The organism is Azotobacter chroococcum, from assembly GCF_004339665.1.
In the GTDB taxonomy this organism is placed as follows: domain Bacteria; phylum Pseudomonadota; class Gammaproteobacteria; order Pseudomonadales; family Pseudomonadaceae; genus Azotobacter; species Azotobacter chroococcum.
In genome coordinates, this window is record NZ_SMMU01000008.1 from 133,825 (window position 1) to 146,589 (window position 12,765).

A 12,765-nucleotide genomic window follows, 5' to 3' on the forward strand; every position below is an offset into this window, starting at 1 on the left:
AGTCACAGGCTCCCAATCGGCGCCCCGAGCATCGGCTCCAGGCGGTCGAGGAATAAGGTGGCGGCGAGCAGATCGGCGGCGCCGCCGGGCGAGGCGTTGAGGGCCAGCAGGTCGTGCTCCAGCGCCTTGAGGCAGCGGCGACCGGCCAGCGTGGCGCTGCCGCCGGCATGCAGCACCGCGCGGGCGCCGTGCTGCATGCTGGCCAGCCCTTCCAGTCCGGCCCGGTGCAGCACGCAGGTATCTTCGAGCTGCGCCATGATCGCCAGCAGCGCATCCAGCTGCGCGTGGTTCTCGTCGAAGCCGGCTGCGCGGCTGCGCCGGAGCTGCGGCAGGCCGTGCTGGAGCGCGCCGGGGAAGCCGCACCGGGCCTCTTCCCGCGCGCCGCGCACGCCGTAGCGCTGGCGCACGCGCTCGCCGTGGCTGGGCGCCTGCGCCGGCATCTGCCGGTCCTCCAGCCGGGCCAGCCGCGCGGCGCGCAGGCTCACCTGCTGCGGCGCGGCCTGCACGGGTTCGAGCGCGGCGGCGGTGACCAACAGGCCGAGCGCCCAGATCGCCCCGCGGTGGGTGTTGACCCCGCCGGTGACCGCCAGCATCCGCGCCTCGCCCTCGCGGCCGAGCCGGCCGATGGTTTCGCGCAGGGGCTGGCCGAGTTCGGCAAGGGACTGGCCGGCGTCGGCCATGGCGTGGAAGGCCGGCCACAGCGCGCGCGCCGAGGCGTGCATCAACTTCAGGTCGAGGTCGCGGTGCGCGCCGCTGCCGCGGCGGTCGACCAGCGCCGGCTTGGGCGACAGGTCGGCCTCGTCGATCAGCGCCTGCACGGCGAGGTCGGCGAGCCGCTCGGCCAGGCTCGGGCGCAGTCTTGCTGCAATGAATGCGCTCATCACCAGCTCCTGAACTTGGCGGGCGGGTTGTAGAGGCCGCCGGACCAGTCGACCAGTTCGGCGATGCTCTTGGCGGCGAGCAGCTCGCGGCTGGCCTCGGTGCGGCGGATGCCGAGATCCTCCGGCAGGGCGATCAGCCCTTCGCGGCGCATGCGCTCGGTATCCCTGGGGTCGTGGCGCAGGCCGATGCTGGTGACGCCGGCCACCGCGGCGATCATCGCCTGGCGCTCTTCCAGCGAACGGGCCTTGTACAGGTAGGCGATGCCTTCCTCGGTGAGCAGGTGGGTGACGTCGTCGCCGTAGATCATCACCGGCGCCAGCGGCATGCCGACCTTCTTCGCCACGTCCACCGCATCGAGCCGCTCGACGAAGGTGGGTTTGCCGCCCTCCTGGTAGGTCTCGACCATCTGCACCACCAGCTTCTTGCCGCGCTCGAGCAGGGTCACCGGCTCGGTCATGTCCAGCCATGCCGGGGTGGCGTGGCGGCGGCCGCGCGGGTCGTGGCCCATGTTCGGCGCGCCGCCGAAGCCGGCCAGGCGGCCGCGGGTGACGGTGGAGGAATGGCCGTCGCCATCCACCTGCAAGGTCGCGCCGATGAACAGGTCGACCGCGTACTGGCCGGCCAGCTGGCAGAGCATGCGGTTGGAGCGCAAGGAGCCGTCGCGGCCGGTGAAGAACACGTCCGGGCGCGCCGCCACGTAGTTCTCCATGCCCAGCTCGGTGCCGAAGCAGTGCACGCTCTCGACCCAGCCGGTCTCGATCGCCGGGATCAGGGTCGGGTGCGGGTTGAGGGTCCAGTTGCGGCAGATCTTGCCCTTGAGCCCCAGGCGCTCGCCGTAGGTGGGCAGGATCAGCTCGATGGCCGCGGTGTTGAAGCCGATGCCGTGGTTGAGCGACTGGACCTTGTGCCTCTCGTAGATGCCGCGGATCGCCATCATCGCCATCAGCACGTGCACCGGCTTGATGTGGCGCGGGTCGCGGGTGAACAGCGGCTCGATGTAGAACGGCTTGTCGGCCACCACCACGAAGTCGACCCAGGAGGCCGGGATGTCCACGCGCGGCAGATCGCGCGGATCGTCGACGATCTCGTTGACCTGGACGATGACGATGCCGTCGGCGAAGGCGGTCGGCTCGACCAGCGCCGGGGTGTCCTCGGTGCTCGGCCCGCTGTAGATGTTGCCCTCGCGGTCGGCCATGAAGCCGGCGACCAGCGCGACGTTGGGGATCAGGTCCACCACCAGGCGCGAATACAGCTCGATATAGGTATGGATGGCGCCGACTTCGAGCAGACCGTCCTCCAGCAGTTGGCCGATGCGCAGGCTCTGCGGGCCGGCGAAGGAGAAGTCGAGCTTGCGGGCGATGCCGCGCTCGAACAGGTCGAGGTGCTCGGCGCGACTGACGCTGGGCATGATCATGTGCAGATCGTGCAGTCTGCCGGGATCGGCCCTGGCCAGCGAGCGGGACAGGAAGTCCGCCTGCTTCTGGTTGTTGCCTTCCAGGACCACGCGATCGCCGGGGGCGATCAGCGCTTCCAGGGCGGCAACGATCCGGTCGCTCGGCAGGACCACGCCATCGGCGAGGCCTCGCACCTGGTCGAGCCGGCGCTGCTTCTCGCTGCGCCGGCTCGACCACTGCGGCGGGGGGGAAATTGTTGTTGTCATGGCTACTCCACGGGTTCCGCTGTCGTGGCCTCACGGTAGGCGGCAGCCGGGGTAGCGTTCAATCAAGCTGGGCGGACGATCGTTACTCTGAAGTTAACGATCCGCAAGAATTTCTCCTTTGCAAGACCTGGATCGCACCGTCATACCTTGGTCTGTGCCGGGGGGTGGGTACGGTTGTACAAAGAGGGACACTGCTATAAGTTCCTCGGCAGGTTCGGTGGCGCGGCGTCCCTACTACTGGTCAGGTACCCGGATGCTGCGCCGCTGGACCCACTTCCCCGGCTGTGCGAGTCCCCCCCATGAGTGCATCCCCGGCCCCCATCCTGATCACCGGCGCCAGCCAGCGCATCGGCCTGTACTGCGCCGAGCGCCTGCTCGACGCGGGCCAGCCGGTGATCGCGACCTTCCGCCGCGAACGCCCGGGCCTGGAACGGCTGCGCGAGCGCGGCGCGCCGACCCTGCACGCGGACTTCGCCGACGAGGCCGGCATCCTCGCCTTCATCGAGCGGCTCAAGGCGCACACCGACCGCCTGCGCGCCATCGTGCACAACGCCTCGGAGTGGCTGGGCGAGGCGCCCGGCACGGAGGCGCAGACCTTCCAGCGGCTGTTCAGCGTACACATGCTGGCGCCCTACCTGATCAACCTGCACTGCGCCGAGCTGCTGGAGCACTCGAGCCCGGCGGACATCGTGCACATCGGCGACGACGTGACGCGCAAGGGCAGCGACCGGCACATCGCCTACAGCGCCAGCAAGGCCGGCCTGGACAACCTCACCCTGTCCTTCGCCGCGCGCCTGGCGCCGCGCATCAAGGTCAACGGCATCGCCCCGGCGCTGATCCTCTTCAAGCCGGAGGACGACGCCGACTACCGCGCCAGGACCCTGGCCAAGTCCGCCCTCGGCATCGAGCCCGGCGCCGAGGCGGTCTACCTCGGCCTGCGCTATCTGTTGGACAATCCCTACGTCACCGGCACCACGCTGACGGTCAATGGCGGCCGTCACCTCAAGTGAGTGCCGCCCCACTTCCGCAACCGACAGGATGGAGCAAGGCTATGCCGCGACTGGAGCCAGGCATGGCGCGGATCCGGGTCAAGGACCTGCGTCTGCGCACCTACATCGGCATCAAGGAGGAGGAAATCCTCAACAAGCAGGACGTGCTGATCAACCTCACCGTGCTCTACCCCGCCGTGGGCGCGGTGCGCGACAACGTCATCGACCAGGCGCTGAACTACCGCACCCTGACCAAGGCGATCATCCGCCACGTCGAGGAGAACCGCTTCGCCCTGCTCGAGCGCCTGACCCAGGAGATCCTCGACCTGGTGATGGGCTACCCGAGCGTGCGCTATGCCGAGGTGGAGGTGGACAAGCCCCACGCCCTGCGCTTCGCCGAGTCGGTGTCGATCACCCTCGCCGCCCGCCGCGAAGGCTGACTCCGGCCCGCCCGGGCACGCTGGTGACGGCCGCCGGCAGCGCGCTATGATCGCGCCCGGCGGCCGCCTCGCCGGCCGTCTACTCTACCGACGACTGTCAGCCGGGGAACCACGATGACCGAAGAACAACGCATCGAACTCGAAGCCGCCGCCTTCCGCCGCCTGGTCCAGCATCTGCGCAGCCGGCCGGACGTGCAGAACATCGACCTGATGAACCTCGCCGGCTTCTGTCGCAACTGCATGTGGAAATGGCTGAAGGCCGCCGCCGACGACCTGTCCATCGACCTCAGCGTCGAAGAGGCGCGCGAGGAGATCTACGGCATGCCGTACGACGAGTGGAAAGGCAAATACCAGAAAGAGGCCAGCCCCGAGCAGGTGGCGGCCTTCGAGAAGAGCAGCAAGAAATGACCGATCTGAACGACTTCCGTGCCCGCCTGCGCAGCGGGGAGCACGCTTTCGCCGACACCCTGGCCTTCATTGCCGCACACTACGACTACCGGCCGAGCGCCTTCGCCAACGGTTCGGTGGAGAACGCCGCCGGGCAGAACGAGGGCTCCTGCAAGACCCTGGGCCTGGCGCTGCTCGAGGACCTGAACGACGAGGAGGCCCTGCTGGCCTTCGGCGAGCACTACCGCGCCGTGCTGGCCGACCCCGCCGGCAGCGACCATGGCAACATCCGCGCACTCATGAAAAGCGGCCTGGCCGGCGTGCGCTTCGAAAGCCAACCGCTCGGCCGCAAGGGCTGAGCCGGACCGGACGGGAACCGGGGGCGAACGCCCCCGGAAACCGCCGGGTTACTGCAGGGTCTTGCCCTGATACTGGCCGTTGAGGGTGTTGAGGAAGGCGACGATCTTGCCGACCTCGTCCTTGGACAACTTCACGCCGACCTGATACTCCGCCATCTTGTCGACCGCCTCTTCCAGGGTCCTGGCGCTGGCGTCGTGGAAATAGGGTGCGGTCAGCGCGACGTTGCGCAGGGTCGGCACCTTGAAGCGGTGCATGTCCTTCGGGTCCTGGGTCACGTTGTAGCGCCCGTGGTCCACCTCGCTGACATTGCCGCGGTCGGCGAAATAATCCTTCTTCACCCCCATCAGCTCGAAGGACTGGCCGCCCATCGCCTCGCCCACGTGGCAGGTCGCGCACTTGGCTTCCTTGAACAGCGCGTAGCCTTCCTGCTCCACGCGGCTCAGCGCGTCGCTCTGGCCCTTGAGGAACAGGTCGAAGCGGCTGTTCGGCGTGACCAGGGTCTTCTCGAACTCGGCGATGGCGTCGGTGATGTTCTTCGCGGTGATGCCGTCCGGGTAGAGGGCGGCGAACTCGGCGCTCAGCGGCGCGTCCTGCGCCAGTTTGCCGACGATCTGCTGCCAGGAGGTCGAGGCCATCTCCAGCGGGTTCATCGGCGGGCCGCCGGCCTGCTCCTGCAGATCGGCGGCGCGGCCGTCCCAGAACTGGTGCACGTTGAAGGCGGAGTTGAACACCGTCGGCGCGTTGATCGGACCCTTCGAGCCGCCCACTCCGACGGATACGTCCAGACGGTCGACCCCGCCCTTGTCCAGGGCGTGGCAGCTGGCGCAGGAGACGGTATCGTCGCCGGACAACCGGGTGTCGTGGTAGAGCTTGTCGCCCAGCTCGACCTTGGCCGGGTTCACCGGGAAGCTGGTGGTGATCGGCTGCACCGCCTCATGCCTGAAGGCGTCGGCGACCACGCCGGCCGGCTGCCGCTTCAGGCGCTCGGCCTTCACCCAGTCGAGCAGCACGCCCTTCTCCGCGTCGGACAGCCGGGAGCGCCAGTGCATGCTCAGGTAGAGGTTCGGCGGCATGGCGCCGTCCTCCATCACCGACTCGATCTTGGCCAGGTCCACTTCCGACACCGGCTTGCCCTGCTGCACGTTGGCCAGCAGCGACTCGATGTTGAACTGGCGCTGGGCCATTTCGATGTCCTTTTCCATCAGTTGCCTGGCGACCGGCAGGCTGGCGTAGAACGGCAGTTCGCTGCTGTTGGTGTGGCAGTACTGGCAGCCGTTGCCGTTCAGCACCTCGAAGGCCTGGGTCGTCAGGTTGTCCAGGCCTTTCAGCTCGGCGCTGGCCAGGTGCTGGCGGCTGATGCGGTCGTCGAAGCGATCGACGATGAAGACGGTGGCCAGGTAGCCGGCGACGCAGGCACCGACGACAAGGGGTAGCTTTTTCACGGGTCATCCTTATCCAAGGGGTTGGTAATCGGGGCAAAGCCGACGGCGGGTCGGCCGGGAAGCTCAAGGCTTCGACCGTCGACTGAAGCACAAATCAGATGAACGGAACCTTAACGCTCCTGCCCCTGGCAAAGGAAATGCCTAAAGCCAATACTATTCATAGACAGAAGCTATTTTCTGTATGGATAAGTGCTTTATGCACTATCGAAGCAGACGACCAAGGGCAACAGTCATTCAGCTGGAACTCAGGGAGGGGAAACACCGTGACGCCACCGCCTTGGCGTACGGCGCTGCCGGCATGTCGGGGCGGAGTGGAATAAAACGGCCCGGGCGGCGTACGCTGCAACAACCCGCCGCCAGGCCTGAAAGGGAGAAGAAAAGGGGGCCACCCAGTCAAGGGGAAGACTTCAAGGAGAGCGGCGGCCCCTGCAACCGTCGAGTCGTTCTCAAATTCGATGCTTGAAAGTTACCTGTGGAATCCGGCTCACGGAAATTTTCAAAATCAATCTGGTCCATAGGCCAGCTCTATCAGCCCCCGGCAGCGCTTTTCCTGTCCCGGCAAAGCCGGTAAGGTCGGCGCGAATTTGCCTCCGGAGACCCCCATGCCCCCGTCCGTCCTGTCTGGCCCGCACTATCTGGGCAAAGGCCTGAAACTGGTCCTGAGCCCCGGACTGCGTCTGTTCGTCCTGCTGCCGCTGACTGTCAACCTGCTGCTCTTCGCCGCCCTGGTCGGCCTGGCGGTACGCCAGTTCGAGCTCTGGGTCGACGCCCTCATGCCCAGCCTGCCGCAGTGGCTGGCCTTCCTCGACTACCTGCTGTGGCCGCTGTTCGTCGGACTGGTGGTGCTGATGGTGTTCTTCACCTTCACCCTGCTGGCCAACGTCATCGCCGCGCCCTTCAACGGCTTCCTGGCGGAAAAGGTGGAGGTGGTGGTGCGCGGCGAGGACCACTTCCCGCCCTTCCACTGGCGCGAGCTGCTCGACATGGCGCCGCGCACCTTCAGCCGCGAGTGGCGCAAGCTGACCTATCTGCTGCCGCGCGCGCTGTTTCTGCTGGTGCTCTCCTTCATCCCGGTGCTCAACCTGCTCGCCCCGCCGCTCTGGCTGCTGTTCGGCGTGTGGATGATGGCCGTGCAGTACATCGACTACCCGGCCGACAACAACAAGCTGTCCTGGGACGACATGCTCGCCTGGCTGCGCGCGCGCCGCTGGCAGAGCCTGAGCTTCGGCGGCATCACCTACGCCGCGCTGCTGGTGCCGGGGCTGAACCTGCTGATCATGCCCGCCGCGGTGGCCGGCGCCACGCTGTTCTGGGTGCGCGAGGGCGGCCTGCCGGTCCATTCGCCGCGCTGACGGCGCCCGGGTCCGGCGCTGAAGCGGGGAGCCGCGGGCGTCTCTCCGAGCTCAATCGAGGAGTTCGGCATCGCTCCAGCGCCAGCGGAGCAGCGCCAGGGCCTGGGTGCGACTCATGCAGGGACCGATCAGGAAAAACCGGTAACCGGACACCGCAACGGGCCAGACCTTGCGCCGGGGATGCTCCCCGGCAGCGTTCAGGAATTCGACGAGCAGGCCCTGCTGCGCCCGCAGCGCGGCCAGCAGATCGGGAGGCGCGATATCGTCTGCCTCCAGACGGTCGCCGCTCACTCTCAGGGCGATGCCTTCGTCCCTGGCCCATCGAATGATCTCGATGACATTCATGCGGGAGCGATTGCTGGCGGGATGGTCAACCGGCGTGGCGGTTCGAATGGCGGAGAGACGGCGAAGCGGAGAAACGGAAATGGACATGGATGGCGCGTGCCTTTGCAGGATCGGAAACTCAGGAGTTTCAGGGATCTGTCGACGTTCTGGCGTGCGCCGCGTTGTCGCGCCCCCGAAGGGACGGGGCCCGTCCGTCTCTCCCTGGTCGTCTGGAATGACCAGACCTCCCTCGCTCCCTCTGTAGCAGGCGGGCCAGCGTCGCAGCCTCCTCCAGAACGTCGACAACCCCCAGTGAAGTCGACCTGCTAGTGTAACCCCATAAGGAGGGCAACGGGTGTCGGCCCGTCCTTCTCTGCAGCCAGACTGACGGACGAGCGGTGCGCCGCGTCTCGGCCTGTCACCGGAACGTCAAGCGCTCGTCATCGGTCTGACACATCATCGTCCGAGACTGATGCCATGACTACCGCCCTGCACATCGCTCTGATCAGCGAAACCTTCCCCCCCGAGGTCAATGGCGTCGCCAATACCCTGGGCCGGCTGTGCGCCGGGCTGCGCGCCCGCGGCCATCGCGTGCAGGTGGTGCGTCCCCGGCAGAACGCCGACCGGGGCCGGCGCAGCGACGAGCAGCTGCTGCTGACCCGCGGCTGGCCGCTGCCCGGCTACCCGGGGCTGCAGTGGGGCCAGTCGGCCACCGGCAAGCTGCTGCACCGCTGGAAGCGCGAACGCCCGGACGTGATCTACATCGCCACCGAAGGCCCGCTGGGCCTGTCCGCCCTGCGCTGCGCGCGACGCCTGGGCATTCCGGTGGTCAGCGGCTTCCATACCAACTTCCAGCAGTACAGCGGCCATTACGGCTTCGGCCTGCTGAGCCGCCTGCTGACCCGCTACCTGCGCTGGTTCCACAATCACTCGCAGCTGACCCTGGTGCCCAGCGCCAGCCAGCGCATGGAGCTGACCCGGCGCGGTTTCGAGCGGCTGGAGCTTCTCTCGCGCGGCGTCGACAGCCGGCTGTTCCAGCCCGCCCGGCGTTCCGCCAGCCTGCGCGCCACCTGGGGCGCGGGCGACGACGACCTGGTCGTGCTGCACGTCGGGCGGCTGGCGCCGGAGAAGAACCTCGGCCTGCTCGGCAGCAGCTTCCGCAACCTGCAGGCGGCCCATCCGCAGCGCCGGCTGAAGCTGGTGGTGGTCGGCGACGGTCCGCTGCGCGCCAGCCTCGAGCAGCAGTGGCCGGAAGCCCATTTCTGCGGCATGCAGCTGGGCGAGGAACTGGCCACCCACTACGCCTCGGGCGACCTGTTCCTGTTTCCCAGCCTGTCGGAAACCTTCGGCAATGTGGTGCTGGAGGCGCTGGCCTCCGGGCTCGGCGTGGTCGCCTACGACCAGGCGGCCGCCGCCCAGCACATCCGCCATGGCCACAACGGCGCACTGGCCGAACCGGGCGACGAGCAGGGCTTCAACGAGGCGGCGAGCTGGCTGCTGGAAGACGAGGAGAACCTGCGCCGGGTGCGCCTCAACGCCCGCCAGCACGCCAGCCACCAGGGCTGGGAGGCCATCATCCAGCAGTTCGAGGATTACCTGCGCAGCGCCCTGCACAACCCCGCCGAACTCGCCGCCGGCCGCCCCAGCGTCGGCTGAGAAGGCGTCAGCCGCCGGCGGCCGCGGCTGCGCGCTCGCGCAGATAGGCGAGCACCGCCGCCTGATCGCCGGCGAAGACGATGCGCCCGGCCTTGCTCTCGCGCTGGTAGGCGTACATCGGGTCGTAGTATTCGCGCAGCAGGCCGACGATCCACTCGCGGTGCAGTTCGACGCCACGCCCTTCGCCCTGCTCGGCGAGCGCCTGGGCCATGATTGCCGCCAGCCGCTGGTAGCGCTCGCCGCCGAGCCTTTTGACGATGTTCGCCAGGCTCTGGGTGAGACGCGCGGCGAAGGCGGCGAAGCCGGCTTCCGGGCCTTCGACGGCGACGAACTCGGCGCACAGGTTGATCACGTAGTCGCGCAGGATGCGCTCGACGCGCCCCTCGAAGCTGTCCTCCAGCCAGACCAGCGGGTACTGCTGCATGCCCTGGTGGAGTTCCAGCGGCAGCGAGCAGCTGCCGACCAGGCGGCTCTCGTCCTCCAGCACGAACTGGCCGATGCCGGCCGCACGCTTTATCAGGATGTCGACGGCCAGGCGGTTCTCGAAATCGATCTGCGCCGGCTGCGGCGTGGCGCGCTTGCCGAAGCTGGAGCCGCGGTGATTGGCGTGGCCCTCCAGGTCCAGGCTGTTGCCGAGGGCGGCGATCACCTCGGTCTTGCCGGTGCCGGTGAGGCCGCCGACCAGCAGGAACCCGCACTGCTCGGTGGCCTGGCGGGTGGTGTCGAGGAGGAAGTTGCGCATCGCCTTGTAGCCGCCGATCACCCGCGGGTAGTCGATGCCGGCTTCGGTCTTCAGCCACTGCTGGACGATCTGCGAGCGCAGGCCGCCGCGGAAGCAGTACAGGTAGCCCTCGGGATGGGCGCGGGCGAAGTCCGCCCAGGCCTGGATGCGCTGCTCCTTGGTCTTGCCGGACACCAGCCGGTGGCCGAGCTCGATGGCCGCCTGCTGGCCGTGCTGCTTGTAGCAGGTGCCGACCTTCTGCCGCTCGCTGTCGGTCATCAGCGGCAGGTTGAGCACGCCGGGAAAGGCGCCGCAGGCGAATTCCACCGGGGCGCGGGTATCCATCATGGGGACTGCATTCAGGAAAAGCTGGCGGTAGTCGGCGGTATCGGCGCGCATCAGAAGAGCACCTCGACCGCCAGGCTCTGTCGCTCGACCAGCTCGCCGATCGGCGCCAGCGTGAGGCCCAGCCCGGCGGCCGTGGCGAGGAACTCCGCCTCGCCCTCGGGACTCACCGCGACCAGCAGGCCGCCGCTGGTCTGCGGGTCGCAGAGGATCAGCTTGCACAGCTCCGGCAGCGGCGCGATGCGCTCGCCGAAGCTGTCGAAGTTGCGCAGGGTGCCGCCGGGCACGCAGTTCTGCTCCAGGTAATACTCCAGATCGGTGAAGCGCGGCACCGCGGCGAACTCGACGCGCGCCGACAGCCCGCTGCCGTCGGCCATCTCGACCAAGTGGCCGAGCAGGCCGAAGCCGGTGACGTCGGTCATCGCCTTGACCCCGTCCAGGCGGCCGAAGCGACTGCCGGGCTTGTTCAGGGTGCACATCCAGTCGCGCGCCAGGCCCACATCCTGGAGGCGCAGCCGGGAGCGCTTCTCGGCGGTGGTGAGGATGCCGATGCCCAGCGGCTTGGTCAGGTACAGGCGGCAGCCGGCGGTGGCGGTGTCGTTGCGCTTGAGGAAGCGCTTTTCCACCATGCCGGTCACCGCCAGGCCGAAGATCGGCTCCGGGGTGTCGATGGAATGCCCGCCGGCCAGCGGAATACCTGCGTCGTCGCAGACTGCCCGGCCGCCGGCGATCACCTCGCGGGCCACCTCCGGCGGCAGCAGGTTGATCGGCCAGCCGAGGATGGCGATGGCCAGCAGCGGGTCGCCGCCCATGGCGTAGATGTCGCTGATCGCGTTGGTCGCGGCGATGCGGCCGAAGTCGAAGGGGTCGTCGACGATCGGCATGAAGAAGTCGGTGGTGGACACCACCCCGCGCTCCTCGTCGATGCCGTACACGGCGGCGTCGTCGCGCGAGGCGTTGCCGACCCAGAGCCTGGGGTCGAGGTTCTGGGCGCCGCTGCCGGCGAGGATCACTTCCAGCACCTTGGGGGAAATCTTGCAGCCACAGCCGGCGCCGTGGCTGTACTGGGTCAGACGAATGGGCTCGCTCACGGGGCGTCCTCGAAGGGGAACGGAACAGGCGGCGAATTGTATCAAAAGCGCACCTTGGCGCCGCGCCGTGCCCGGCGTATGGTTCAGGAACAAGCGGTACGGGGGATTCCATGGGCAAGCGGGTGGCATTGGTGCTGGGTGCGGGCGGCGCGCGAGGCTATGCCCACATCGGGGTGATCGAGGAGCTGGAGGCGCGCGGCTACCGGATCGGCTGCCTGGCCGGCTGCTCCATGGGCGCGGTGATCGGCGGCATCCATGCCGCCGGCAAGTTGCCCGAGTACCGCGAGTGGATCGAGAGCCTGAGCTACCTGGGCCTGCTGCGCCTGCTCGATGTCAGCTTCAGCATGGGGGTGATTCGCGGCGACAAGGTGTTCGCGCACATCCGCGAGATGGTCGGCGAGGTGAACATCGAGGACCTGCCGATCCCCTTCACCGCGGTGGCCACTGACCTCACCACCCACCAGGAGATCTGGTTCCAGGAGGGCTGCCTGCACCAGGCGATGCGCGCCTCGGCGGCGATTCCCAGCCTGTTCACCCCGGTGACCAAGGGCCAGCACATGCTAGTCGACGGCGGCCTGCTCAACCCGCTGCCGATCGTCCCGGTGGTGTCCAGCCACTGCGACCTGATCGTCGCGGTCAATCTCGGCGCGCCCAACCACAAGCAGTACCGGCTGCCGGCGAACGACCGCCCGGCACTGCGCAAGGGCCGGGTCGACGCCGTGCTCGACTCGCTCGGCTCGCGCCTGCCATTCCGCCGGCGCGAGGAGGACGGCGCGCCGCTGCCGGTGCCGGTGCCGGTGCCGGTGCGCGACGCGCTGGGCGAGCCGGCCGACCCGGAGACGGAAAGCCCGCCGAAGTCGGCCAGCGGCGCCAAGGTGGTCGACTCCCTCGCCCCGGCGACGCTGCTCGACCTGGTCAACCAGAGCTTCGAGGTCATGCAGAACGCGCTGACCCAGTACAAGATCGCCGGCTATCCGCCGGACATCCTGATCAACGTGCCCAAGCAGGCCTGCCGCTTCTTCGAGTTCCACCGGGCCCCGGAGATGATCCAGCTCGGCCGGCAGATCGCCCGCGACAGCCTAGAGGCCTACGAGCGCGACCACGAGGCCTAGAGGC

Annotated in this window: 13 protein-coding genes; 7 read left to right on the plus strand and 6 right to left on the minus strand. The window is 68.3% G+C overall.

Annotation, left to right across the window (positions count from 1 at the left end):
• Positions 1-2: 2 nt before the first annotated feature.
• Both EV691_RS09670 and mdcA read right to left on the minus strand, forming a co-directional pair.
• Positions 3-881 (minus strand): triphosphoribosyl-dephospho-CoA synthase, encoded by an 879-nt coding sequence (locus EV691_RS09670; protein WP_090897754.1) that lies wholly within the window; start codon positions 879-881, stop codon positions 3-5.
• Positions 881-2,542, minus strand: coding sequence for a malonate decarboxylase subunit alpha (mdcA, locus tag EV691_RS09675; RefSeq protein ID WP_131302779.1), 1,662 nt, complete (start codon positions 2,540-2,542; stop codon positions 881-883). Before mdcA ends, EV691_RS09670 begins: the two co-directional genes overlap by 1 nt.
• A gap of 299 nt (positions 2,543-2,841) precedes the next feature.
• Between mdcA and folM the strand changes: the two genes are divergently transcribed.
• From folM to EV691_RS09695, 4 genes are all read left to right on the plus strand, one after another.
• On the plus strand, positions 2,842-3,552 hold the full coding sequence (gene folM, locus EV691_RS09680; RefSeq protein ID WP_131254853.1) for a dihydromonapterin reductase: 711 nt from the start codon (positions 2,842-2,844) through the stop codon (positions 3,550-3,552).
• A 41-nt stretch (positions 3,553-3,593) separates the two neighbouring features.
• Complete coding sequence (gene folX, locus EV691_RS09685) at positions 3,594-3,971, plus strand: dihydroneopterin triphosphate 2'-epimerase (protein WP_039805803.1); 378 nt, start codon at positions 3,594-3,596, stop codon at positions 3,969-3,971.
• 114 nt (positions 3,972-4,085) lie between these two features.
• Positions 4,086-4,379 carry a DUF1244 domain-containing protein gene (locus EV691_RS09690; protein ID WP_131302781.1) on the plus strand — a complete coding sequence of 98 codons (294 nt, stop codon included), beginning with the start codon at positions 4,086-4,088 and terminating at the stop codon, positions 4,377-4,379.
• Positions 4,376-4,717, plus strand: coding sequence for a HopJ type III effector protein (locus tag EV691_RS09695; protein ID WP_131302783.1), 342 nt, complete (start codon positions 4,376-4,378; stop codon positions 4,715-4,717). Before EV691_RS09690 ends, EV691_RS09695 begins: the two co-directional genes overlap by 4 nt.
• Before the next feature lie 48 nt (positions 4,718-4,765).
• Here the strand turns inward: EV691_RS09695 and EV691_RS09700 are convergent, their stop codons facing one another.
• Positions 4,766-6,160, minus strand: a complete 1,395-nt coding sequence (locus EV691_RS09700) for a cytochrome-c peroxidase (protein ID WP_131302785.1) — start codon at positions 6,158-6,160, stop codon at positions 4,766-4,768.
• Between the two features lie 602 nt (positions 6,161-6,762).
• Here EV691_RS09700 and cysZ point away from each other — a divergent pair.
• The gene (gene cysZ / locus EV691_RS09705) at positions 6,763-7,512 is read left to right on the plus strand and encodes a sulfate transporter CysZ (protein WP_089169121.1); all 750 of its coding nucleotides are present in this window, start codon (positions 6,763-6,765) and stop codon (positions 7,510-7,512) included.
• A gap of 51 nt (positions 7,513-7,563) precedes the next feature.
• Here cysZ and EV691_RS09710 read toward each other — a convergent pair whose 3' ends face one another.
• A complete protein-coding gene (locus EV691_RS09710; protein WP_242672682.1) occupies positions 7,564-7,944 on the minus strand; it encodes a hypothetical protein in 381 nt (126 codons plus the stop codon).
• Between the two features lie 369 nt (positions 7,945-8,313).
• On the opposite strand from EV691_RS09710, the gene EV691_RS09715 reads away from it, so the two are divergent.
• On the plus strand, positions 8,314-9,492 hold the full coding sequence (locus EV691_RS09715; RefSeq protein WP_131302787.1) for a glycosyltransferase family 4 protein: 1,179 nt from the start codon (positions 8,314-8,316) through the stop codon (positions 9,490-9,492).
• Between the two features lie 7 nt (positions 9,493-9,499).
• On the opposite strand, the gene mnmH is transcribed toward EV691_RS09715, so the two are convergent.
• Together mnmH and selD are read right to left on the minus strand one after the other, a co-directional pair.
• On the minus strand, positions 9,500-10,612 hold the full coding sequence (gene mnmH / locus EV691_RS09720) for a tRNA 2-selenouridine(34) synthase MnmH (protein ID WP_131302789.1): 1,113 nt from the start codon (positions 10,610-10,612) through the stop codon (positions 9,500-9,502).
• The gene (gene selD / locus EV691_RS09725) at positions 10,612-11,649 is read right to left on the minus strand and encodes a selenide, water dikinase SelD (protein WP_089169125.1); all 1,038 of its coding nucleotides are present in this window, start codon (positions 11,647-11,649) and stop codon (positions 10,612-10,614) included. The genes mnmH and selD overlap by 1 nt, the downstream gene beginning before the upstream one ends.
• Before the next feature lie 110 nt (positions 11,650-11,759).
• Between selD and EV691_RS09730 the strand changes: the two genes are divergently transcribed.
• On the plus strand, positions 11,760-12,761 hold the full coding sequence (locus tag EV691_RS09730) for a patatin-like phospholipase family protein (protein WP_131302791.1): 1,002 nt from the start codon (positions 11,760-11,762) through the stop codon (positions 12,759-12,761).
• Positions 12,762-12,765 lie beyond the last annotated feature (4 nt).

Excerpts from the sequence above, each read along its gene's own strand:
- EV691_RS09670 (WP_090897754.1), bottom strand. The coding sequence starts at position 881 with ATGAGCGCATTCATTGCAGCAAGACTGCGCCCGAGCCTGGCCGAGCGG.
- mdcA (WP_131302779.1), bottom strand. The coding sequence starts at position 2,542 with ATGACAACAACAATTTCCCCCCCGCCGCAGTGGTCGAGCCGGCGCAGC.
- folM (WP_131254853.1), top strand. The coding sequence starts at position 2,842 with ATGAGTGCATCCCCGGCCCCCATCCTGATCACCGGCGCCAGCCAGCGC.
- folX (WP_039805803.1), top strand. The coding sequence starts at position 3,594 with ATGCCGCGACTGGAGCCAGGCATGGCGCGGATCCGGGTCAAGGACCTG.
- EV691_RS09690 (WP_131302781.1), top strand. The coding sequence starts at position 4,086 with ATGACCGAAGAACAACGCATCGAACTCGAAGCCGCCGCCTTCCGCCGC.
- EV691_RS09695 (WP_131302783.1), top strand. The coding sequence starts at position 4,376 with ATGACCGATCTGAACGACTTCCGTGCCCGCCTGCGCAGCGGGGAGCAC.
- cysZ (WP_089169121.1), top strand. The coding sequence starts at position 6,763 with ATGCCCCCGTCCGTCCTGTCTGGCCCGCACTATCTGGGCAAAGGCCTG.
- EV691_RS09710 (WP_242672682.1), bottom strand. The coding sequence starts at position 7,944 with ATGTCCATTTCCGTTTCTCCGCTTCGCCGTCTCTCCGCCATTCGAACC.
- EV691_RS09715 (WP_131302787.1), top strand. The coding sequence starts at position 8,314 with ATGACTACCGCCCTGCACATCGCTCTGATCAGCGAAACCTTCCCCCCC.
- mnmH (WP_131302789.1), bottom strand. The coding sequence starts at position 10,612 with ATGCGCGCCGATACCGCCGACTACCGCCAGCTTTTCCTGAATGCAGTC.
- EV691_RS09730 (WP_131302791.1), top strand. The coding sequence starts at position 11,760 with ATGGGCAAGCGGGTGGCATTGGTGCTGGGTGCGGGCGGCGCGCGAGGC.